The 21610-nt window shown below is 38.1% G+C and carries 24 protein-coding genes, 2 tRNA genes and 1 pseudogene; 10 read left to right on the top strand and 17 right to left on the bottom strand.

Annotated elements, in window-relative coordinates; genetic code table 11:
- The first annotated feature begins 89 nt into the window (after positions 1–89).
- The 5 genes from arsD (at position 90) to I2I13_RS18015 (ending at position 6374) form a co-directional block, all read left to right on the top strand.
- Positions 90–419, top strand: a complete 330-nt coding sequence (gene arsD, locus I2I13_RS18035; RefSeq protein ID WP_129733298.1) for an arsenite efflux transporter metallochaperone ArsD — start codon at positions 90–92, stop codon at positions 417–419.
- Positions 420–424: 5 nt separating this feature from the next.
- The gene (gene arsA / locus I2I13_RS18030) at positions 425–2143 is read left to right on the top strand and encodes an arsenical pump-driving ATPase (RefSeq protein WP_129733297.1); all 1719 of its coding nucleotides are present in this window, start codon (positions 425–427) and stop codon (positions 2141–2143) included.
- A 313-nt stretch (positions 2144–2456) separates the two neighbouring features.
- A complete protein-coding gene (locus I2I13_RS18025) occupies positions 2457–2876 on the top strand; it encodes a DUF302 domain-containing protein (protein WP_229058434.1) in 420 nt (139 codons plus the stop codon).
- Positions 2877–3397: 521 nt separating this feature from the next.
- Complete coding sequence (locus tag I2I13_RS18020) at positions 3398–5575, top strand: TonB-dependent receptor (protein WP_129733296.1); 2178 nt, start codon at positions 3398–3400, stop codon at positions 5573–5575.
- Position 5576: 1 nt separating this feature from the next.
- Positions 5577–6374, top strand: a complete 798-nt coding sequence (locus tag I2I13_RS18015) for a cation diffusion facilitator family transporter (RefSeq protein ID WP_129733295.1) — start codon at positions 5577–5579, stop codon at positions 6372–6374.
- A 116-nt stretch (positions 6375–6490) separates the two neighbouring features.
- Here I2I13_RS18015 and I2I13_RS18010 read toward each other — a convergent pair whose 3' ends face one another.
- From I2I13_RS18010 to I2I13_RS17930, 17 genes and pseudogenes are all read right to left on the bottom strand, one after another.
- Positions 6491–7273, bottom strand: a complete 783-nt coding sequence (locus I2I13_RS18010; RefSeq protein ID WP_129733294.1) for a DUF695 domain-containing protein — start codon at positions 7271–7273, stop codon at positions 6491–6493.
- Between the two features lie 143 nt (positions 7274–7416).
- Positions 7417–7779 carry a hypothetical protein gene (locus tag I2I13_RS24550; protein ID WP_229058435.1) on the bottom strand — a complete coding sequence of 121 codons (363 nt, stop codon included), beginning with the start codon at positions 7777–7779 and terminating at the stop codon, positions 7417–7419.
- An 8-nt stretch (positions 7780–7787) separates the two neighbouring features.
- Positions 7788–8468, bottom strand: a complete 681-nt coding sequence (locus tag I2I13_RS18000) for a hypothetical protein (RefSeq protein WP_129733293.1) — start codon at positions 8466–8468, stop codon at positions 7788–7790.
- 11 nt (positions 8469–8479) lie between these two features.
- Entirely contained in the window at positions 8480–8713 is a 234-nt protein-coding gene (locus tag I2I13_RS17995) for a hypothetical protein (protein WP_129733292.1), read from the bottom strand.
- A gap of 38 nt (positions 8714–8751) precedes the next feature.
- Positions 8752–9684 (bottom strand): hypothetical protein, encoded by a 933-nt coding sequence (locus I2I13_RS17990; protein ID WP_129733291.1) that lies wholly within the window; start codon positions 9682–9684, stop codon positions 8752–8754.
- Between the two features lie 14 nt (positions 9685–9698).
- Positions 9699–10292, bottom strand: a complete 594-nt coding sequence (locus I2I13_RS17985) for a hypothetical protein (protein WP_129733290.1) — start codon at positions 10290–10292, stop codon at positions 9699–9701.
- 47 nt (positions 10293–10339) lie between these two features.
- Entirely contained in the window at positions 10340–10900 is a 561-nt protein-coding gene (locus I2I13_RS17980) for a hypothetical protein (RefSeq protein ID WP_129733289.1), read from the bottom strand.
- A 20-nt stretch (positions 10901–10920) separates the two neighbouring features.
- A complete protein-coding gene (locus I2I13_RS17975) occupies positions 10921–11127 on the bottom strand; it encodes a hypothetical protein (RefSeq protein WP_129733288.1) in 207 nt (68 codons plus the stop codon).
- Positions 11128–11178: 51 nt separating this feature from the next.
- A complete protein-coding gene (locus tag I2I13_RS17970; RefSeq protein WP_129733287.1) occupies positions 11179–12171 on the bottom strand; it encodes a fusion protein in 993 nt (330 codons plus the stop codon).
- A 19-nt stretch (positions 12172–12190) separates the two neighbouring features.
- Positions 12191–12427: a hypothetical protein gene (locus I2I13_RS17965; RefSeq protein WP_203558333.1), complete on the bottom strand. Its 237-nt coding sequence runs from the start codon at positions 12425–12427 to the stop codon at positions 12191–12193.
- Between the two features lie 507 nt (positions 12428–12934).
- A complete protein-coding gene (locus I2I13_RS17960; RefSeq protein ID WP_129733285.1) occupies positions 12935–13465 on the bottom strand; it encodes a hypothetical protein in 531 nt (176 codons plus the stop codon).
- A 22-nt stretch (positions 13466–13487) separates the two neighbouring features.
- The gene (locus tag I2I13_RS17955) at positions 13488–13907 is read right to left on the bottom strand and encodes a virulence RhuM family protein (protein WP_129733284.1); all 420 of its coding nucleotides are present in this window, start codon (positions 13905–13907) and stop codon (positions 13488–13490) included.
- A 6-nt stretch (positions 13908–13913) separates the two neighbouring features.
- Positions 13914–14438 (bottom strand): ORF6N domain-containing protein, encoded by a 525-nt coding sequence (locus I2I13_RS17950; RefSeq protein WP_129733283.1) that lies wholly within the window; start codon positions 14436–14438, stop codon positions 13914–13916.
- Positions 14439–14449: 11 nt separating this feature from the next.
- Positions 14450–15346 (bottom strand): site-specific integrase, encoded by an 897-nt coding sequence (locus tag I2I13_RS17945; RefSeq protein WP_129733282.1) that lies wholly within the window; start codon positions 15344–15346, stop codon positions 14450–14452.
- 272 nt (positions 15347–15618) lie between these two features.
- Positions 15619–16809, bottom strand: a pseudogene (locus tag I2I13_RS17940) (site-specific integrase); the annotation flags it as partial.
- Between the two features lie 299 nt (positions 16810–17108).
- A tRNA-Asp gene (locus tag I2I13_RS17935) sits at positions 17109–17182 on the bottom strand.
- A gap of 54 nt (positions 17183–17236) precedes the next feature.
- Positions 17237–17310, bottom strand: a tRNA-Asp gene (locus tag I2I13_RS17930).
- Between the two features lie 442 nt (positions 17311–17752).
- Here I2I13_RS17930 and purU point away from each other — a divergent pair.
- The 5 genes from purU to hisIE all read left to right on the top strand — a co-directional run bounded on the left by purU (position 17753) and on the right by hisIE (position 21605).
- Entirely contained in the window at positions 17753–18610 is an 858-nt protein-coding gene (gene purU, locus I2I13_RS17925; protein WP_004297049.1) for a formyltetrahydrofolate deformylase, read from the top strand.
- A complete protein-coding gene (gene hisH, locus I2I13_RS17920) occupies positions 18610–19200 on the top strand; it encodes an imidazole glycerol phosphate synthase subunit HisH (RefSeq protein WP_195650146.1) in 591 nt (196 codons plus the stop codon). The genes purU and hisH overlap by 1 nt, the downstream gene beginning before the upstream one ends.
- Positions 19201–19295: 95 nt before the next feature.
- A complete protein-coding gene (hisA, locus tag I2I13_RS17915) occupies positions 19296–20015 on the top strand; it encodes a 1-(5-phosphoribosyl)-5-[(5-phosphoribosylamino)methylideneamino]imidazole-4-carboxamide isomerase (protein WP_195650145.1) in 720 nt (239 codons plus the stop codon).
- A 103-nt stretch (positions 20016–20118) separates the two neighbouring features.
- Positions 20119–20871, top strand: a complete 753-nt coding sequence (gene hisF / locus I2I13_RS17910; RefSeq protein ID WP_009000029.1) for an imidazole glycerol phosphate synthase subunit HisF — start codon at positions 20119–20121, stop codon at positions 20869–20871.
- A 122-nt stretch (positions 20872–20993) separates the two neighbouring features.
- On the top strand, positions 20994–21605 hold the full coding sequence (gene hisIE / locus I2I13_RS17905) for a bifunctional phosphoribosyl-AMP cyclohydrolase/phosphoribosyl-ATP diphosphatase HisIE (protein ID WP_148364961.1): 612 nt from the start codon (positions 20994–20996) through the stop codon (positions 21603–21605).
- Positions 21606–21610 lie beyond the last annotated feature (5 nt).

The following is a 21610-nucleotide window of genomic DNA, read 5'->3' as shown; positions in this document are numbered from 1 at the left end:
AATCAGATAGCGTCTATTTTTTTAACCAAATAGTTCGCTACATTACGAACATTGAATAAATAGAATTAATAACAAATAAAATATTAAAAATGAAAACAATTAAAATTTATGACCCTGCATTATGCTGTCCTACCGGATTGTGCGGAGTGAATATCGACCCTGAGTTGATGCGTATAGCAGTTGTGGTTGAAACATTGAAACAAAAAGGAATTATAGTTGAACGTTTTAACTTGCGAGACCATCCTCAGGTATATGTAACCACGAAGGTTGTCAATGATTGCCTTATGGCAGAAGGAGCAGACGTATTTCCTCTAATCACAGTTGATGGTGAAATTGCTATAAAAAAGGCGTATCCATCAAATAAGCAGATTGCAGAATGGCTCGATATTTCAGAAGATGAACTAACAATAAAAAAATAACCCACATGAAAAAGTATAATCCTTCAAACGAAAAACTTACCCAGTATATATTTTTCACGGGTAAAGGCGGTGTAGGCAAAACATCTATCGCCTGTGCTACAGCTGTAAGTCTTGCAGATAGTGGAAAAAAAGTATTGTTGTTGAGTACCGACCCGGCATCCAATTTACAGGATGTATTTGATATGCCGTTAGACAATAAAGGTACTCCCATTAAAGATGTACCCCGCTTGACTGTTGTAAACCTTGACCCCGAACAAGCGGCTGCCGAATACAGGGAATCGGTTATCGCTCCATATCGGGGTAAATTACCTGAAAGTGTAATTGCTAATATGGAAGAACAACTATCCGGTTCATGCACAGTAGAGGTCGCAGCGTTCAATGAATTTTCTGATTTTATCACTGACGAAGATAAGAGCAAAAACTATGATTATATCATTTTTGATACAGCCCCAACAGGTCATACACTCCGTATGTTGCAACTTCCTTCTGCGTGGGATACTTTTATTGACGAAAATACGACCGGAGCTTCGTGCTTAGGACAATTATCAGGTTTGGAAGACCGCAAAGATGTATATAAACATGCGGTAAAAAATCTAACCGATAAGTCTAAAACAACGCTCTTCCTTGTCAGCCGACCGGAAGACAGCCCGTTGAAAGAGGTCGAACGTTCATCCAATGAGTTGTCGGATATAGGTATCGAAACACAGCATTTAATCATAAATGGCGTATTAGAAAACTACGATGCAGACGATAGTATTTCCAAACAGATTTATGAACACCAGCAAAATGCGCTGAATAACCGTTCGGCAGCCTTGCTAAAACTGAACACCTATATTGTTCCGCTTCGTTCTTATAACATGACAGGCATTGATAATATCCGTAATATGTTGAATGCGGATGTAGCCATAAAGAACGAAAGTCCGGATATTGAGAAACGTAGTTTCAATACGATTGACAGCGTTATTGAAGACCTCTACAAAACAGGTAAACGGGTGATTTTCACGATGGGTAAAGGCGGTGTAGGCAAAACTACCATTGCCGGGAATATTGCTCGTGGTTTGGCTAAAAAAGGAGTGAAAGTGCATCTGACTACAACTGACCCTGCAAACCATTTGGCTTATATCGAAACGAAAATAGACGGCATCACAGTAAGCCATATAGATGAAAAAGCGGTGCTTGCTGCCTATCAGAAAAATGTGCTTGACAAAGCAAGGGAAACAATGGGTGATGCTGATTTAAGTTATATCGAAGAAGACCTGCGTTCCCCATGCACACAGGAAATTGCCGTTTTCAATTCCTTTGCCGAAATAGTTGCCAAAGCGGATAATGAAGTGGTTGTGATAGATACTGCACCAACCGGACACACGTTGCTGCTGCTGGATTCAACCCAAAGTTATCATAAGGAAGTAGAACGGACACAGGGAAATATCACCCCTGCGGTTCAAAACCTATTACCTCGCTTGCGAAGCGAAAAGGAAACGGAAGTGGTTATCGTAACCCTGCCGGAAACAACACCTGTGTTTGAAGCACAAAGACTGCAACAGGACTTACAACGTGCCAGAATTAAGAATAAATGGTGGGTGGTTAATTCCAGTCTTTTGCTGACTTCAACCAATAGTCCATTCCTTAAAGCTAAAGCATTAAGTGAAGTGCAATGGATTAATAAAGTGAAGGAGATTTCAGACGGGAACTTTGCCGTTATTGAATGGAAGGAAAAAGTGTAATTTAGAACGATCTGCAAATTATTCTGAAGAAAATAAACGAATAATTTGCAGATCTTTTAAAAATCTTCGATTTTCATCAATCTTTTTTATTTTAAATTAATGATGATGTACATCCATTTTTAAAGAAAATCAGACTTTTAGCATATTTAGCTGTTAAAAATTGACTATCAAAATCTTTATAAAATTATGTAAGGTGCTTGTATCTTCATGCAATGTAAATAGTAAAAATAAAGCGGATAATAAACGTATTATGCAACCTTTTTGGCAAGAAAATTGTTTAAATAATAACATAGAGTAATATAAAAAAAGAATCATGAAATCAACAGAACAACCTGAGAGCGCAATGTTTTTAGAAAACGTAAGCCGTTACAGTTATGACGAAACCTTCGATAAACTATCCGAAAAAATCCAGTCTCTCGGAAACTGGAAAATACAGCATATTCATGATATGCAGGAAACGCTTCGCAAAAATGGGAAAGAAGTGCTACCGATAAAAGTCATAGAATTGTGCAACCCCAAATATTCCGGCAGAATATTGGAGCATGATATGGAACGTCTTTATTCATCATTACTTCCATGTCGCATATCTATATATCAGACTTCTGATGGTATAACCCGTATTTCGCGCATGAATTCGGTTGCTATGGCAGCACAAATCGGCGGACTGGTAGAGGAAGTAATGAGCGAAGCCTTTGCTGAAATTGAAAAAGCAATAGCCGAAATAGAATCGTAAATTAAACAGTAGATAATCTGTGAAAATAGTACGAAACTTGCAACTAAGTTGCAAAACATAATCGCTATCTTTGCAGCATGAAATATTTGTCCCTCATATTATCCATATATGTATTACTGTTATCAGTAATGCCATGTTGTTTTGAGGATAAATGTTTAGCTATATATACAGATACCGTTGAAACGAGCAATGACATAGGCAATAGTTGTGACGACTGTTCCGATGATAGTTGTTGTTCCCCTTTTCTACATTGTAATACCTGTTCCGGATTTCCGGAAGCCCGTTTTTATAATCCAATAATAATAATTTTAGGCTCTATACCTGATTATAAATCAGATTATATAGTAAAAAACGCTCTCTCTGATTATAAATCTTCAATCTGGCAACCGCCAAAAGCATAAACTAATTTTTATTATACAGGTCGTTGTGAATATGCCCTGCAATTTTTACGATAATACATTCTTTGTAATATCGTAATCCTCATATCATTTATAGTTGAAGATTTAAAAACAAGAAATAAAATGAAAACAAAAATTATACTGATGCTATTCTTAGTATTCAGCATTTCCAATATTTTCGCTCAAAATACACTTAACGTTAAACTAATAGACTGTGATAACAAAGAGCCTTTAATCGGTGCTAATATTATACTTCAAAATACTACGAACGGAACATCTTCTGATGCTGAAGGATTAGCGGTACTCTCCAATATTCCAGACGGTAAACAGAGGTTTGAAATTACTTATGTAGGATATGAAAAGACCATAAAAGAATTTACATTCCCGTTGGCTTCGGATGAACCTATCGTTATCAGGGTTGAGCCTGATGAAGAAACATTGCAGGAAGTAGTTGTTTCTTCAACAAGGGGGACACGTACTTTTAAAGATATTCCTACCCGTATTGAATTTATAAATGCCGAAGAGTTAGGCGAAAAAGGAGTGATGAAACCCGGAGATATACGTATGCTTCTGAATGAAAGCACGGGTATTATGACACAACAAACATCAGCCATATCGGGTAATTCATCTATTCGCATTCAAGGTTTGGACGGTAGATATACACAGATACTAAAAGACGGTTTTCCCGTATTTTCAGGTGCAGCAAGCGGATTAGGTTTATTACAGACACCACCGCTCGATTTAAAGCAGGTTGAAATAATAAAAGGTTCTTCTTCTACTTTATACGGTGGCGGTGCTATTGCGGGACTGGTAAACCTTATATCGAAAACGCCTGAAAAGGAAAGGGATTTCTCAATCCACCTGAATGGGACAACAGGTAAAGGGCTTGATGTAAACAGCTTTTTCGGTCAGAAATTCAACAAGGTAGGTACTACCGTTTTTGCATCGTATAACCGTAACTGGGCTTATGATCCGTCAGATGTTGGCTTTACGGCAATACCAAAGTTCGACAGGTTTGTATTTAATCCTAAGCTATTCTTGTACCTGTCTGAAAACACAGATTTTAATTTCGGTATAAACTCCATGATTGAAAACCGTCTGGGTGGTGATATGGAGTATGTAAAAGATAAGGGAAACGAAGAACATTCCTATTTTGAAAGAAACAAGACACAAAGGCATTCAAGCCAACTTACATTTGAACATCGTTTCGACAAACAAAACAGATTAAATGTAAAGAACAGCATTACTTATTTCAGCCGTAAGATTGAGATTCCCGATTTCAAATTTGACGGCGACCAGTTATCGTCTTTTTCAGAAGTATCTTATATACATACAAAAGAAAAAACGGAATGGGTAGCGGGTGCGAATGTGTGGACGGATAAGTTTACCGAAGAAAAACTGACCGATTTTCCTTTACGTGATTACAATATGACTACCGTAGGCGTATTTGTACAGAACAATACGAAAATAACGGACTGGATGAATCTTGAAAGCGGATTGCGTACCGATTATATTAACGATTACGGTTTTGCAGTTCTACCCCGTATATCTTCTCATTTCAAGATAACGGAGAAATTTTCATCCCGTGTAGGTGGTGGGTTCGGATATAAAGCACCTACCATTTTTTCGGAAGATAGCGAACGCATCCAGTTTCAGAATGTCTTGCCGATAGATGACAACAGGAACAAACTGGAAAGGAGTTATGGGGCAAATGTGGATTTTACTTATAAAACGGGTTTGTTCGGCGACCAAGTATTTTTAAGTATAAACCAGTTATTCTTTTATACTTACCTGAAAAATCCGCTTGAACTGCAAGCTGCTGAAAATAATCGTTGGCAGTTTAATAACATTAACGGTCACGTGGATAGTAAAGGGGCTGAAACCAATATGAAAATTAAGTATAAGGATTTCGGTTTATTTCTCGGATATACCTATACGGATGCTGATGTAAAGGAAGACGGCAGAAGCTACCAAAAAACCTTAACCCCGAAACATAAAATCAATTCTGTTTTAATGTATGAGGTGGAAGATAAATGGAAAATCGGATTGGAAGCTTATTATACCGGAAAACAAAATTTGAATGACGGTAAAACAGGTAAGGATTACCTTGTCTTCGGATTAATGATGCAACGAATTTGGGAAAAGTTCTCAATATATGCTAACTTTGAGAACTTTACCGACAGACGGCAGACAAGGTTTGATACCATTCATACGGGTTCGATGACTAATCCTGAATTTCGGGACATTTATGCACCGTTGGACGGTTTCATCCTGAATACCGGGATTATAATTAAATTGTAAAATGAATAAATCAATTTTTAAAATTGAACAAATGGATTGTCCGAGTGAGGAAAACCTCATTCGGATGAAACTCCAAAATATAGAGGGTGTTGCAAAGCAGGAATTTGACCTGAAAGGCAGGATATTTACTGTTTACCATACAGGCGACTATCAGGAAATCGAAAAGCAGCTTGCTACCTTGAATCTCGGTTCACGCTTTATTGAAAGTAAAGAAGTAACAGGAGAAGTCCAGGCAGAGGAAAATAGCAAACAGCGTAAAGTCCTTTGGATTGTACTGGCTATTAACTTCGGCTTTTTCCTGATTGAAATGTCAACGGGTATTATATCCAAATCTATGGGATTGGTTGCTGATAGCCTTGATATGCTTGCTGATGCTTTTGTTTATGGATTAAGTTTGTTTGCAGTCGGTGCAGCCGTAAGCCGTAAGAAGCGTGTTGCTATGATTTGCGGATATTTCCAGATACTTTTGGCTGCCGTTGGTTTTATAGAGGTAATCAGACGGTTTACAGGTACAGAGGAAATGCCTGTTTTTCAAACAATGATAGGTATATCCGTACTTGCTTTGATTGCTAATGTTATATGTTTGCTTTTACTTCAAAGGACGAAGAGCAAAGATGCCCATATTCAGGCAAGTATCATCTTTTCATCCAACGATGTAATAATAAATGCAGGGGTAATTCTTGCCGGATTCTTAGTATGGCAGTTGAATAATCAGATACCCGACCTTATTATCGGTAGTATTGTATTCCTTATTGTTATAAGAGGGGCAATTAGGATATTGAAACTTGCTAAAAATTAAATAATGTCATTTGATCTGCAAATTATTTGTATATTTTCTCTCAAATAATTTGCAGATCTCATAAGAATAGTAACGGGCGGAAACCGCGCGTCTGTTTATTTTATATCAGCTATATTTTATCTGCTGTTTTGTGGGCAGCATCCCCAACCGTCGTATTTGGCACCGTAGTCATTACCCAATGTTACTAACTCCCATGTATATTCGTTAATCTCTGAGGGCATGACATTGTTTAGCCGGGAGATTTGCAATGCGAAATGATAGGAATCGCCATGATCTACGGTTTCTTTTAGCGCCACTTTATATCCGAGCGTTTCGACTTCCCGAATAAACTGCTCTCGCCCTTCTTCGGTCGGGAAATAGATAAAGTGATCCACTTCCCTTTCTTTGCTGAAGTCGTCGCCGTCCTGATCCAGTTGGAATAAGACCGACTGGTTTTCTATGGTTTGCAGTTCGTATTTGGATGGGTACAACAAGTCGAAGTAGGTATTCCAATCCTTGTCTTTCTGCACTTCAATGTTGTACGAGTATTCGGGATGTACATTCATGACGGACTTTAAGAGTTCCTCGCATTCTTTTCCGTGTTTTACATAAAGGTACATATTCATCAGACCGTTTGACTTAACGATTCCTGCGACGATGACATTTTTCTTTTCGGTAGCCTCGATGATTTCTTCTTGGATGCTGTGTAGTACCTCGGATTCTTCTTCTGCCGTGAATAATCCGTTTTCATCTGCGGAGAGCATCTGAATAGTAAATAGCAGCAACTCTTTGAGGTTATCTATTGGGGCTAAGTCTACCAGCGCGAGGTTCATCAGGACGTTAGCGGGATGATCTTCGATGTGGCTGAAATAAGCAACCCATTGTTCTGGTATATTGTTGGTTTTAATTGATTCTGACATATTGTATAACTTTTATTACGGCGTGAATTTAACTAAAAGATTTTAATACTCACTGTATTAGGATAATCTAAAAAATATTTAGTGATATAATAGCTATCCCGACGGTGTTCCGTCGGGATTTTTTCGTGTATAAAGAGGAAAATTCAACGAATATCTGTACCGAACATTTCATTGAAGAACGCTACAAGTTCCTCTCGACGCAGGCTATCCCAATAGAGAGAGGCAGGGTGATACGGTTCGTGCCGACCGATTTCATAGGCAATATCCATTTTTGTAAAACGCTTGCCCTGATTGTAGCGCATTTCTGTACCTTCCAACCAACGTGAACGACGGCTTTGTTGTTGAAGCGGGAGCAGTTGTTCCAACATATAGGCATAATTTTCGCCTACGGTGTGTCCGCTTTCCATTTTATACGGACTGTCTTTACAACGCTTACATTCGTCAATGGCGGCGTTCAAATCTGTTACTTCAATTATGTTTCCATCTATGTCTTTTATTGTTGTCATATTCTTTGTTATTTAGAGGTTTGTACTTGCATTGAGGAAACATACCAATTATCTTGATACTTGTCTCCAATCAGGTTAAAAGTACCTGATAGTCCGCTATTATCTGCGTATTTCTTGGCTTCCATTATAGAGCTGAACTCGCCCAACTTTTTGAATCCAATAAATAATTTATACATGGTGCTGTTCTGTTTATGCTTGATGACTTCTGCCTGTAAAATGGCATACGCTTCATTATAATTTTTCTTTTTCTGTTCCAATTTGGCTTTGGCTTTGAGTAACTTTTCATCCGTTTCAAGATTGAAAAACAGGTCATTGTGTGTCATATAGTCGATATATTTGGCGATTGCCCTTTCTACCTTAGTTATCTGCGCTTTTGCCGAAGCTACTTTGCCTAAAAGGAAGTCAAAACCTGTTTGCAATCCCGTCCGCTTGTCGTATGCACAGTGATATACCCAAATTTTCTTACGGGGGTATTTACATACCAATTTTGCCCTGCGCCACTCAATAACCCACCGCCAACGGTCTAACATGGCACGAGGGATGTCGATTATATGTAGTATTTCACGGTTTCTGTCCTCGTCCCTTACTTCAAAGGTTATATATACCCAATGTTCTATTTTGAGTTCCCGTTCCGCTTTTGCAAGGTCTTTGGCATCTTGCATCCAATCGTCTATTTTTTCCTGTGCCATGATATTGATAATTAACTGTTATAAATTTGCTGTATTTCTTCTCCGATTTTTGACAACGCTTGTCGTTGTTCATCGGTAAGTGATAGTACAAAATCATCGTTGCTATACCATTCTCCGCTATCTTCTTGTTCTCGGAAACATCGCCTGTTAGCAGTATCTACGATTCCCAATATTACATCAACTTCGGTTGAAGTTAGTCCGCTAATTGTGCAGGTCTTATTTGTTTTATTTACTTTCAATTTCATGCTTTTTGAGATTATGGGCGGATTACTCCGCCCTTTGGTTATTCATATGCTTCAATCCTTTCTTTTACAATCTCATGTAAGTGTGAATTGGATTGATAAATTTTGATTTTTTCTTGAAAGGTTTTATTTTGCCAAAATTGGTTGGCATCATCAAGGAATTTTGCATCTATTTCATTATTGCCGTCTCTGTCCTGCTCTATACCTGTAATATCTTCAAATTCATCAAAACTAAGCCATTGCCACCACGTATTAAGAGTTTGCAAAGACCATTCATTCGGCTTTTTGGGACTTTCCTCAAATGATCTGACAACCGTTTTCAATTTTTGTCCGTCTGATACACTTAATTCTTTATCCCTGTCCAAAAGCCAGTACAGGAAAAAGATGATAGTGTCTTTAGATATTATATGATTGCCATTGAATAGATTTAGCAAAACAACAGGTTCTTTTTCTTTGGCTTTCAATGCTTCTTCGCTTGTGGTATAGGCATTTTCACCGATACCGAAACGTAGGGAGTTGTTTACGGTAAATTCTACCTTTCCGTATTCTTCCATTTTCCTGTATATGAAGTGTTCTAAATCTCTTATATCGTGTATCAGGTCGAAAGGGTGCAAGGCTTCCAGTTCTTCTTTTAACTGGTTGTGAATATCCCTTAACATGGGTTCAATGGTAAACCATTTAGTAGGGTTGGTTATCTTTCGGCAAGTGGCAGGATCGTGAACGTCATCGAGAAATAAACCATTCTTATCAAGTGTGCAATAACAGTCATAGCAGAAATGCGTATGATATTCCGTTTCGCTCTTTTTGATAGACTTATTTATGATTATTCGGATTTGACCGTTCTGTAACAGATAAAAACGGATGCTCCAACGGTCAGTTTCAAAAGCTATTTGATAATGCTTGCTTTCGCCTGTTACCCTGTTCAGGAAATGTACAACTCCCTTATACATAATTGCTATTTTATTCGGTTTCATATTGATTGGATTTATTAAAAGAATGATAATTCTAATTGTACAGGTTTACGCCCTGTAATCTCGTCAAATAAGGCTTTCGCTTGTTTTAATACATTGATTGCATATCGGTCGGTCTTACTGCTGTCTTTTTCAAGTCCTGTAAGCATTTCATTTAATGCTGCTTTCAGGCAGTCTTTTCTATTGTCGAATATTTTACCCCATACATTAAGCCCATAGCCTGATCCGCCTGTACTGTGAGAGTAACTCATTCCATAAGTCCATTTTCCGTTTAAGCCTTTACCCAGTGTGATATGGTTAGATACCGCCCAACCGTCCCGATGTGGGAATTGTATTTCTTCACGTTCCAAAAAATCAGGTCTTTCCAACCAACCGTATTCGTTAAATTCCTTTTTAATGAAGCCAAATACTAAATGTCTTTCGTACTCTCGTTTATTCATTAATAACTGGCGAGGGGTATTTCCAAAACTCTCGTATTCCTCTATTATCGCCCTGTCGTTACGTCTTAATGCGTTCAGATATATAGCTACATTGTGGCGTTCTGCCCTGCAAAAATTGATGTCCTGTATCTTTTGCAATTTTTCGTATGCTGACAATTCTCTGTATTTCATGACTGTTATTTTGTGGGGCAGGGTTACTGCCCCGTGTTTGACTTCTTTTATCTTGCACTCATTGTTATAGTTCCTCGCAGATTGGGTGAGAACTTTTGTTCATAGGCTTCAATCTGCCTTTCAAGTTCTTCCCATGCGGTTATTTCTTCATCATACATCTGTAAATCGGCTTTACATTCTTGTATTAGAATTGTGAGGTATTCTTTTTCTATTTCAATTTGCTTGATTGCTTCATCCGCATTTATCCTGTCTTGTGAATTTTCATCAGGCTTGGTTGTTGGCAGGAGAAAAACGCAGTTGTATGATGTCAGATAATTCCATGTTTTGCCCTCCACACTTGCATACATTCTGTGATTATTGTCAGATATACCGATTGCAATGCCTTTACATCCTCTTTTTTCGGTGATGCTGTAAGAAAGGTTGTTCGGGTTCTCTGCGGTGTATATGGCTTTAATTAGCTTTGAATTGGCTACCTTGCCATTAAAGGCTCTGATAAACGGCTCACACGTTTCCAAACCTTTTATAAGGTTCTCATTTACTTTAATTTGTTGGTTCATTCTATTAATGAACTCTTGTTTTCTATTGGGGTTCTTTAATCCGTAATACATGATATATTGTTTTTTGATTGTTAATTATTTACTGCGTCCCATTCTCCTTTTTGGTCATCAAACCAAATTGCATGATAGAATTGGACGGTTACTTTTGGCTTCTTTCTTGGGTTGGCAAAGGTTTCCGTTTGGCTGACTTTCCACCCTTTTGCAGTTTCTGCGAGAATTATACAGGATAGGTTTTTATTATACCTGTGGATGAATTTCATATCTATATCTACTCTCATGGTGATTGTTTTTAGTAGGGCAGATAGGCTCTGCCCTGTGTTCTACATTGTTTAATCCAATCCGAAATAATAGGCTAACCTTTGCTCTTGTGATTTCGGGAAAATCCATCCTTTAATTTTTTTCCCATTAAAGGTTAATCGACTGTTGAAGCGTCCTCCCATTGCTCTTAGTTCGTCTTTAATTGCTTTGGTTTCCCCGAATACCGCTACTGCTTTGGCTGAATACTCAACCATTGTACAACCGCATTTACTTTCCCCTGTCTGGTTGGTTGGTGGCGTTGTGTTGGACTTACTGATATGTATATTATCTTCGCTTCCTGCTGTGTATGCAAAATCTTCAATAGTGCGTTCACGGTTATATACTGGCACTTTTTTAATTATCCAACCGCTATGCCTATATTCTCCTAAATAATACCCTGCACCCATAGAGTATTTTTCCCTATTTTCGTAATCCTCGTTAAACTCGGCTAAATAGGCGGTTTCCTCGAAGTTTGATGCGTATTTACGCATTTCGGAAAAAATATCCCTTTTATGTTTGGAAAAGCCTAAAATGACGGTGCGTTGTGTGCTACTTCCGTAATAGTCGGTTTGACTATCGCTTTCGTTTTGTTTCAGACGTGCCACGATTACCGCTTGCGCATCTTCGGGAAATATCTCGGCAAAACGTTTACGCCCTATTACCTTAACTTCTTCTACTCTTATCTTCTCTTTTTCGGCTTCGTCTGTTTCCGCTTTAACTATGTCTTTCGCTTCCTGAAGAAGTAACGCCACTTCAAAACCATCCATAAATTCAGGATTTTCGCTGTCGTAATAATAACCGATACCGAATTTTTCGCTTAATGGTCTGATTATGTCTGCTGTCTGAAAAACTTTTTTCCGTAGGTTAATCAGCTTGTAAGTGATACCCCAGTTATTTTTAACGATGTCATAGACTACATATCTGTCATAGCTATAACCCTCCATTTGGATAACCTGATTGACTTGAACAACCTGTATAGCCTTGTCAATTTCCTTGTTTGCTCCTAATAAAAATACTTTGCTCATAACTCTAAATTTTAAGGGATTATAAAAAGGTCAGCATTGCGAGAATAAAGAGGATTATAGCACCCATACCCACGAAAAAGGAGAGGATACCCCGTATAACAGGAAGAAAGAGATACAAGCCCACTAAAGCCCAAATAAACCCTGTTCCCCACACACAGAAGCCCAAAACCGCCAAAACGATTTTTAAAACCAATTTTATGCTAATTGGATGGTAGGCTGTCGGTCGTTGTTTCCTATTTTTTTCTGTACTTCTCATAATTTCTGACTTTTTTTTTATGCCAGTATGGAGAGGGTGAGGTGTGATCGAGTTTCAGGTGCCTTACTCACGCAGTGCTTTTTGGCAGCATCAAGATTTTTCAAAAAAATACACTCGCTTTCCTGTACCTGATTGGGGTGCAGATACATTTCTTTAAGAAAAGAGGCTATAATTATTGCCCGGATAATTTCTTAAAATCTATTACAAAAGAGATTTTGAATCGAGGAAGATTTTTTTAAAAACACGTCTGATCTTGTGCAGCCAATAAACATGAAATAAATTCGCGCCTGATACTCGTTCACTCCGAACCCCTCCTTTTTTATGGTCATAACTAAATGAGGAAGAAATTATACCGAGGGAAGTACAGAAAAAAGGAAATTTGGTTGTCTGCTTTGCGTTTATCATAATAAAACGCAGAACTTTCCTCACAGAAAGGAAAGCTATATACAAAAAAAGCCTGTACCGATTTTTACGATACAGGCTCCATTTGGATTGTGATATGTATTTTTATTTTGCTCTGGTTTTTCCGTAGCATTTGCTGCCGTCAGGAGATAAGTAGAAATCAAATGTTTCTTCAACGGCTGTTCCACCCGGAGCGATTGAGTATTTGCATCTAACAATTACGGCAAGAACATCATTCGGATTCTTACTGTCATATCCGTTAAGATTATCCGGAGTAAGATTTTTTAGAGAATCAATAGTATTGCTCATCCGTGCAATATCAGCATTGTATTTATCAATTTTAGCTTGATTTTTTTCTCTTGCCAGTAGATCTTCACTCATTTTTTTAGCCAGCTCAATCTTACTGATGTTAGGTTGATTATTTTTCTGAAATTCATCAGTAAGATAGGCGATACTGTCGGCAACCGTAACGTTGCCGGTTTCGCTAATCTCAATAATTTTGAAGTTGAGATTTTCTTTTGTGTCGCTCCCTTTTAACAGGTTATCAGTAATGGTTTTTTCGTAATTACTCGTTGATGAGTTTGAACCGCAGGAAACCATAAAAACAGCGATAAGTAAATAAAATACGTGTTTCATATCTAAATGTATTAAACGTTTATTAATTCATCGAAATAGCCGGAAGTTTTGAGTGTAGGTTATATACTATCAGAACTTCTGTTGATTTTTTATTATCAGTCCGGGTATATTCGGTTAATGCTTTCATTACCCATTCCCGAAATGCTTTTGCTTCAAAAGATGCTACACGGTAGCTGACAAATATCAGTGCTTCCAGATTATACAGTACCGTTTCGCATGGGTGCCCGTTGCTCTCAAATTTATGTATTCGGGTAACATCTTCTTCACGGAGCAAGCCGGATTTGAATATACTCCGTAGATTGTTACCAATCGTATTGACAAATACATTAAATAAGTCGGCAATTTGATGTTTCGTTACCCACAGGGTGCAATTTACAAGTTTTGCTTCAACAATCAGTTGATTTTCACTATTTTCTTTAATATTTATATATCCTCGTTCCATAATATATTATTCTTCATCCTGTTGAACATTATAACCAATACGCTTACGGGGTTTATTTTCCAGTTCCTTTTGTGATGCAAGTTCGGTAAGAGCTTGGTAAATATCACTAAACTGCATATTTGTTTCCACCATAAATTCCTCCAATTTACGATTTAATTCCGCATAACCCAGTGCATATTGTCGTAAAGCGACAAAAGCTCTGATAATAGATATATTAACCTGAATGGCCAACGTGCTGTTAAGAACGCTTGACAGTTGGGCTATACCCTGTTCAGTAAATGCAAAAGGTAAGTATTTTACGTGTTGCCCTTGTCCTTGATTTTCTAAGGTGCCAAAATTGCACCTTAAAAAATCGTACTCTTCCTTTGAGAGTTCAATCATAAAATCCGGAGGAAAACGGTCTATGTTCCGACGAACAGAACGTTTCAGATTTTTGGTTTCAACCTGATATAATTCAGCCAAATCGTAATCCAACATAACTCGCATACCTCGGATTTCATAAATCTTGCTTTGAATAATTTGTAATTCCATGATAAATATTTTTAGAGGTTTAATGCAGTATCCATACCTGTAAGGTGTTCTGATAATTTCAACATATCCCGCCCAATCTTTCCGTTATCCATTCGTACCAATGTTTGGGTTGTATTTATATTGGTATGTCCTAACATTCGGGATATTGTTTCAATGGGTACCCCATTCATATAGGTAATAGTAGTCGCAAATGTGTTTCTTGCAACCCTGAAAGTGAGATTTTTACCAATACCGCAAATATCACCGATTTCTTTCAAATAATCATTCATCTTTTGATTACTTGCTATCGGTAAATTTTGACTGTACTTATTCAAAATTTTCTGCGGAACTGAAAGCAAAGGGATTATAACAGGTGTATATGTCATGCTCCGCATAATTTTGATAATAGGATTACCGTCTTTATCTGTTTCAAAATTTTCGGTTGTTAGCATTGATAAGTCTGAATAATTCAGACCTGTAAAACAGGAAAAGATAAATACATCCCTTACTTGTTCAAGTCTTTTAGTCGAAAACTTTTTGCTCAAAATAGACTGTAACTCCTTTTCCGAAAGGAAGGCACGAACTACCTCTTGCCTTTTAATCCGGTAATGGCTAAAAGGGTTGTTGGATATAGCCTGTTTTTCACAGGCTATATTTACAATACGACGGAATAATTCTATTTTCTTGGCGGCTGTGTTTACGTTATATTTGCGAAACTTCATCAGGTAATTTTCAAAACCTATTATGAAATTGACGTCGATTTCGGACAGCAAGTAATCAACTTTCCCATATCGTTGTTTAATGTAATCAGCGATATAGTTTCTCACCGCTTCATATTTCAGGTAGGTAGATAAGGCTTTAACCTTATATACATTCTTATTATACTCGTCGAACAGAGCTATTACTGTTGAATATTCATTTTTTTTCATTACTATTAAAAATTAGTGGGTTAAACAGCTAATTGAGTATTGGCTTTTTCCGATTTAAAAGTGAGATTGCCTTCATTTTCAAAAGTATTAGACCAGAGAGATAATTTTTCTTCTTCTGAAAGGCTATGCCACATGACAGATATACGCTTTAATCTTTCGGGATCATCAGACAGAGTGCCGGGAAGATTAAATAAAGCCATTTTTTCATGCAATGAAAGGCATTCAAAAAGTTTATCTAAATTAGATTTAGATTTGATTCGCCTTTCTTCAAGTTTTTCAGCAAAAGAAGCCATATCGTTGCTTACCTTAACATCGGTAATTCTTGCATAAATTTGGGTAGTTTTTATGTTTGTATGACCTAACATTTTTGATACACTTTCAATGGAAACTCCTTTTGTAAGCGTAAGAGTGGCGAAAGTGTGTCTTGCAAGATGAAATGTTAAATCTTTGTCAATACCGCAAACAGCTCCGATTTCTTTGAGATATTCATTCACTTTTTGATTGCTTGGAACAGGGAGAACTTTCTTATTGGGCATCGTCCCTTTATACTTCTCAATAATTTGCTTTGGAATGTCGAGTAATGGAATATTGTAGCTTGTACCTGTCTTTTCACGTTTCCCCATTATCCACAAATTATTATCAAATGAAATGCGGATATTACTTTCATCCAATCCTTTTACGTCTATATAGGAAAGTCCGGTATAACAGCTAAAAATAAAGATATCTCTTACTCGCTCCAAACGTTCAGAAGAGAATTGTTTCTTCATGATTTCGTCTATTTGTTCTTGTATTAAATAGCCTCTATCGACTTTCTTAAACTTTATTTTATAGTTGGCAAAAGGATCAATGTGAATCCAACCGTTATTTTTGGCGAAAAGAATAATAGTGCGGAATCGCTGTAAGAATTTAGCAGTAGTATTTTCCTTACATTTGCAGCTTGTCATTAGGTACACTTCAAAATTTCTCAAAAAGGAGTGATTTACCTCTTTCAAAGAAATATCAGCAACATTATAATACTCTTTAATAAAATTAGCCATGTGCCTACGGGCTACGTCATATTTTTGAAGTGTACCTTTTGCCCTGCTTATACCAACCAATTTAGCGATATCATCAACATGCCGTTGGAATAATTCGAGTACGGTTTGGTTTTTAATTTCAAGACCAAGAAAGATATTTTTAACCCGATCAGGATTAACATTGTTCTCTTTGGTGAGTAAATCATGGTAAACGTTGTATAAGCCTGTTTTAATTGTTTCCAGAAAGGTATTTATCTCGACAGCTTCTTTTGTTCTGCCCAGAGCCATTGACGACTTTACATCCCATGATTTAGGATGCACATTTAATTTGGTACTGAAACGGCTTATTTGTCCGTCGATTGTAATCCGGCACATGATAGGAACACTGCCATCGGATTTTTGCTTGTCTCTTTTCAAAAAGAAAAGAACTTTAAATGTACTTTTCATAAACTCATTTTTTAATGTTACAAAATTAAAGTAAACTATCTGTTAATGAGTTTTATGCAGACTGCCAATTCCCGACAACACACTGCCAATTTTGGACAATTCGTACCCCTTTTTCTTTGATTTCTCGTACCCCCCTGTGTCCCTTTTTGGTTTGGGGTATGAAATGGGACACACTAAATGTCTTTTTTTGGCTTTATTTTGGCTTTTTCCTAAGACAACATAAATAAAAAAAGTCCCTCATATTCACTGAATATGAAGGACTTGTCTCTTTTTTGGCGCCTATTGACTTAGGCTTTCCGCGGTACGTACGGGACTCGAACCCGTGACCCCATGCGTGACAGGCATGTATTCTAACCAACTGAACTAACGCACCAAATTTTAATTGGATTAACTCATTTCTATTCTCTTTGCTTCTTAATGAAAGAAGCGGTGCGTACGGGACTCGAACCCGTGACCCCATGCGTGACAGGCATGTATTCTAACCAACTGAACTAACGCACCAGAATTTCAATTTATTAATCTGCATCTCTCTCGATTGCGGGTGCAAAGGTAGTTGTTTTTTGTAAACCTGCAAGCGTTTTGAGAAAAGTTTTTTTCAAGAAAAAACGAGAAAAATGCTTAGTGTCTCATTTTGAGTACTTTTGTAATGAAAAAAAATATTCGTTTTTCTTCAGATCGGATAGTGACGGTATCCGGTCATTATAGTGACGCTATCACGATGGAATACCGTCACTATCCGAAGGCAATGGCGTCACTATCCTAAAGTTTGTCATTCTTTTCATTGAAAATAACTCCCGATATCTTTCTATCTGTAAGAAATCACCGTTTTTATATCAACTTTCTGCTTGAATAATTCGTAATTTTGCAATAAATCGTTATTTTTGCGGACTAAAATTAGAAAGGTGGAAAATAATCCGCCTAGAATCGTTAATTAGTAAAAAGAATGATGACAACAGCCAAACTGTTATTGCACTGTCCCGACAAACCGGGAATCCTTGCGGAAGTGACAGACTTTATTACGGTAAACAAAGGAAATATTATCTATCTGGATCAGTATGTAGATCATGTAGAGAACATCTTCTTCATGCGTATTGAATGGGAACTGAAAGATTTTCTGGTTCCGCAGGAAAAAATTGAAGATTATTTCAGAACACTCTACGGGCAAAAATATGAAATGGATTTTCGTCTTTATTTCTCTGATGTTAAACCGCGTATGGCTATTTTTGTATCCAAACTGTCACATTGTCTTTTCGATATGCTAGCCCGGTATACGGCAGGAGAGTGGAATGTAGAGATACCTCTTATTATAAGTAACCATCCGGATTTGCAGCACGTAGCAGAGCGCTTTGGAATTCCTTTCTATCTGTTCCCTATCACTAAGGAGACGAAAGAAGAACAGGAACGCAAGGAGATGGAGCTGCTTGCCAAACATAAGATTACATTTATCGTATTGGCACGCTATATGCAGGTGATCTCCGAACAGATGATTAATGCTTATCCGAATAAGATTATTAATATTCATCACTCTTTCCTTCCTGCGTTTGTAGGGGCGAAGCCTTATCACGCAGCTTTCCAGAGAGGGGTGAAAATTATTGGTGCAACTAGTCATTATGTAACGACAGAACTGGATGCCGGACCGATTATTGAACAGGATGTAGTGCGCATTACTCATAAAGATGCTATTGAAGACCTTGTAAATAAAGGAAAGGATTTGGAAAAAATCGTTCTTTCGCGTGCAGTGCAGAAGCACATCGAGCGCAAAGTTTTGGCTTATAAAAATAAAACAGTAATATTTAGCTGATGAAAGTAGCAGTTGTAAAATACAATGCCGGCAATATTCGTTCTGTGGATTATGCTTTAAAGCGGTTGGGGGTAGAAGCGGTGATTACTGCTGATAAAGAAGAACTCCAATCGGCTGATAAAATTATTTTTCCCGGAGTGGGAGAGGCGGAAACTACCATGAACCACTTGAAAGCAACGGGACTGGACGAACTGATTAAGAATCTCCGTCAGCCTGTATTTGGAATTTGTCTTGGCATGCAGTTGATGTGCCGGCATTCCGAAGAAGGAGAAGTCGATTGTTTGAATATCTTTGATGTGGACGTGAAACGTTTTGTCCCGCAGAAACATGAAGATAAGGTGCCGCACATGGGATGGAACACCATTGGGAAAACGAATAGCAAATTGTTTGAAGGGTTCACCGAAGAAGAGTTTGTCTATTTTGTGCATAGCTTCTATGTGCCGACCTGCGAATTTACTGCTGCTACAACTGACTATATTCACCCGTTCAGTGCTGCACTGCATAAAGATAACTTTTATGCTACCCAGTTCCATCCGGAGAAAAGTGGCAAGACAGGAGAGAAGATTCTGACAAACTTTTTAAACCTCTAAGATGCATATCTTAGTTTCTAAAATAGATTAGAGATACCCGAAAGCGTATGCAGCTAAATAATTAAATAGTAAATTGTCAAATAGTAAATAAACAGATGATAGAAATTATTCCAGCCATTGATATTATTGACGGAAAGTGCGTACGCCTTTCCCAGGGAGATTACGATAGTAAAAAGGTGTATAATGAGAATCCGGTGGAAGTTGCTAAGGAGTTTGAAGCGAACGGTGTTCGCAGACTTCATGTGGTAGACTTGGACGGTGCTGCTTCTCATCACGTTGTCAACTATCGGGTGTTGGAACAAATTGCTGCACGCACTTCTCTCGTTATTGATTTTGGTGGAGGAGTAAAGAGTGACGAAGATTTGAAAATTGCTTTTGAGAGCGGTGCGCAGATGGTAACCGGAGGAAGCATTGCGGTGAAAGATCCGGAATTATTCTGTCATTGGCTGGAAATATACGGCAGTGAGAAGATTATTTTGGGGGCAGATGTAAAAGATTATAAGATAGCCGTCAATGGTTGGAAAGATGAAAGTGCCTGTGAACTTTTTCCATTTCTCGAAAATTATATAGATAAAGGTATACGAAAAGTAATTTGTACGGATATTAGCTGTGACGGAATGTTGAGTGGCCCTTCTATTGATTTGTATAAAGAGATGCTGGCAAAATTCCCTGATCTCTACTTGATGGCTAGTGGTGGGGTGAGCAAGGTGGATGATATTGTTGCCTTGGATGAGGCCGGTGTTCCCGGAGTTATTTTCGGTAAGGCATTATATGAAGGACATGTCACTTTACAGGATTTGAGAATCTTTCTATAATGAGCGTATCGGAATAAATAAGATGCCTTTATTATAAGGGAGATAAGAATCAAGCTTCAGGAATATAGATTATAAATTGTTGAACAATAAATAAAATAGGATTGTGTTAGCAAAAAGAATAGTACCTTGTCTGGATATAAAAGACGGACAAACCGTGAAAGGAACGAATTTTGTCAACTTGCGCCAAGCCGGTGATCCGGTGGAGTTAGGCCGTGCTTACAGTGAACAGGGAGCAGATGAACTTGTTTTTCTGGACATTACTGCAAGCCATGAAGGACGTAAGACTTTTACGGAATTGGTAAAACGGATTGCTGCTAATATCAATATCCCATTTACCGTAGGTGGTGGAATCAATGAATTAAGTGATGTAGACCGTCTGCTGAATGCAGGAGCGGATAAGATTTCTATCAATTCTTCCGCTATCCGCAATCCCCGGTTGGTTGACGAAATTGCAAAGAATTTCGGCTCACAGGTTTGTGTGTTGGCTGTGGATGCTAAACAGACCGAAAATGGTTGGAAATGTTACCTGAACGGAGGGCGCATCGAAACGGATAAAGACCTGTTCGAGTGGACTAAAGAGGCACAGGAACGCGGAGCAGGAGAAATACTCTTCACAAGCATGAATCACGATGGTGTAAAAGCCGGTTATGCAAATGAAGCACTTGCTGCTTTAGCGGATCAGCTCTCCATTCCCATCATAGCTTCGGGAGGTGCGGGCTGTAAGGAGCACTTCCGTGATGTCTTTTTACAGGGAAAGGCAGATGCTGCATTGGCTGCCAGTGTTTTTCACTTCGGAGAAATTAAAATTCCCGAATTAAAATCGTATCTTTGCGGCGAAGGAATTACCATCAGGTAATTGCTGTGCTGCAAAAATTAGCCTTTAGGCTGCGGCGAAGGAATTACCATCAGGTAAAAAAAACATTCGTAGGCGATAGATAGTAATTGTAAATTGAAATAGTAATTAGAACTTATATAAAAATGGAATTGGATTTCGATAAAATGAACGGACTCGTTCCGGCTATCATACAGGACAACGAGACACGTAAGGTCTTGATGCTGGGTTTCATGAATAAAGAAGCTTATGATAAAACGGTAGAAACCGGAAAAGTAACATTCTTTAGCCGTACGAAGAATCGTTTATGGACAAAAGGTGAAGAAAGCGGTAACTTCCTTCATGTTGTATCTATAAAGGCCGATTGCGACAATGATACATTACTGATTCAAGTAGAACCGGTAGGCCCTGTGTGTCATACAGGCACAGATACTTGTTGGGGGGAGAAAAACGAAGAACCGGTCATGTTCCTGAAAGAATTGCAGAACTTCATAGACAAGCGTCACGAAGAAATGCCCGAAGGTTCTTATACGACCAGTCTGTTTGAGTCGGGAATCAATAAGATAGCTCAAAAAGTAGGTGAGGAAGCTGTGGAAACAGTGATCGAAGCAACGAACGGTACTGACGAACGTTTGATCTACGAAGGAGCCGACCTCATTTATCACATGATTGTATTGCTTGCTTCAAAAGGCTATCGCATTGAAGATCTTGCACGTGAACTGCAGGAAAGACATAGCAGTACATGGAAGAAGCATTAATAAGT

Origin of the sequence: Bacteroides sp. D55t1_190419_B8, assembly GCF_015558905.1 — a bacterium.
GTDB classification, from domain to species: domain Bacteria; phylum Bacteroidota; class Bacteroidia; order Bacteroidales; family Bacteroidaceae; genus Bacteroides; species Bacteroides vicugnae.
Note: the sequence above shows the minus strand (reverse complement) of the source record. Positions and strands in the feature narration are given on the sequence as shown.

Excerpts from the sequence above, each read along its gene's own strand:
- I2I13_RS18015 (WP_129733295.1), top strand. The coding sequence starts at position 5,577 with ATGAATAAATCAATTTTTAAAATTGAACAAATGGATTGTCCGAGTGAG.
- hisH (WP_195650146.1), top strand. The coding sequence starts at position 18,610 with ATGAAAGTAGCAGTTGTAAAATACAATGCCGGCAATATTCGTTCTGTG.
- I2I13_RS18010 (WP_129733294.1), bottom strand. The coding sequence starts at position 7,273 with ATGTCAGAATCAATTAAAACCAACAATATACCAGAACAATGGGTTGCT.
- I2I13_RS18020 (WP_129733296.1), top strand. The coding sequence starts at position 3,398 with ATGAAAACAAAAATTATACTGATGCTATTCTTAGTATTCAGCATTTCC.
- I2I13_RS17970 (WP_129733287.1), bottom strand. The coding sequence starts at position 12,171 with ATGAGCAAAGTATTTTTATTAGGAGCAAACAAGGAAATTGACAAGGCT.
- I2I13_RS17975 (WP_129733288.1), bottom strand. The coding sequence starts at position 11,127 with ATGAGAGTAGATATAGATATGAAATTCATCCACAGGTATAATAAAAAC.
- I2I13_RS17955 (WP_129733284.1), bottom strand. The coding sequence starts at position 13,907 with ATGGAACGAGGATATATAAATATTAAAGAAAATAGTGAAAATCAACTG.
- I2I13_RS17945 (WP_129733282.1), bottom strand. The coding sequence starts at position 15,346 with ATGAAAAAAAATGAATATTCAACAGTAATAGCTCTGTTCGACGAGTAT.
- I2I13_RS17960 (WP_129733285.1), bottom strand. The coding sequence starts at position 13,465 with ATGAAACACGTATTTTATTTACTTATCGCTGTTTTTATGGTTTCCTGC.
- purU (WP_004297049.1), top strand. The coding sequence starts at position 17,753 with ATGATGACAACAGCCAAACTGTTATTGCACTGTCCCGACAAACCGGGA.
- hisIE (WP_148364961.1), top strand. The coding sequence starts at position 20,994 with ATGGAATTGGATTTCGATAAAATGAACGGACTCGTTCCGGCTATCATA.
- arsD (WP_129733298.1), top strand. The coding sequence starts at position 90 with ATGAAAACAATTAAAATTTATGACCCTGCATTATGCTGTCCTACCGGA.
- I2I13_RS18025 (WP_229058434.1), top strand. The coding sequence starts at position 2,457 with ATGAAATCAACAGAACAACCTGAGAGCGCAATGTTTTTAGAAAACGTA.
- I2I13_RS17980 (WP_129733289.1), bottom strand. The coding sequence starts at position 10,900 with ATGTATTACGGATTAAAGAACCCCAATAGAAAACAAGAGTTCATTAAT.
- arsA (WP_129733297.1), top strand. The coding sequence starts at position 425 with ATGAAAAAGTATAATCCTTCAAACGAAAAACTTACCCAGTATATATTT.
- I2I13_RS18000 (WP_129733293.1), bottom strand. The coding sequence starts at position 8,468 with ATGGCACAGGAAAAAATAGACGATTGGATGCAAGATGCCAAAGACCTT.
- I2I13_RS24550 (WP_229058435.1), bottom strand. The coding sequence starts at position 7,779 with ATGACAACAATAAAAGACATAGATGGAAACATAATTGAAGTAACAGAT.
- hisA (WP_195650145.1), top strand. The coding sequence starts at position 19,296 with ATGATAGAAATTATTCCAGCCATTGATATTATTGACGGAAAGTGCGTA.
- I2I13_RS17950 (WP_129733283.1), bottom strand. The coding sequence starts at position 14,438 with ATGGAATTACAAATTATTCAAAGCAAGATTTATGAAATCCGAGGTATG.
- I2I13_RS17990 (WP_129733291.1), bottom strand. The coding sequence starts at position 9,684 with ATGAAACCGAATAAAATAGCAATTATGTATAAGGGAGTTGTACATTTC.
- I2I13_RS17965 (WP_203558333.1), bottom strand. The coding sequence starts at position 12,427 with ATGAGAAGTACAGAAAAAAATAGGAAACAACGACCGACAGCCTACCAT.
- I2I13_RS17995 (WP_129733292.1), bottom strand. The coding sequence starts at position 8,713 with ATGAAATTGAAAGTAAATAAAACAAATAAGACCTGCACAATTAGCGGA.
- I2I13_RS17985 (WP_129733290.1), bottom strand. The coding sequence starts at position 10,292 with ATGAAATACAGAGAATTGTCAGCATACGAAAAATTGCAAAAGATACAG.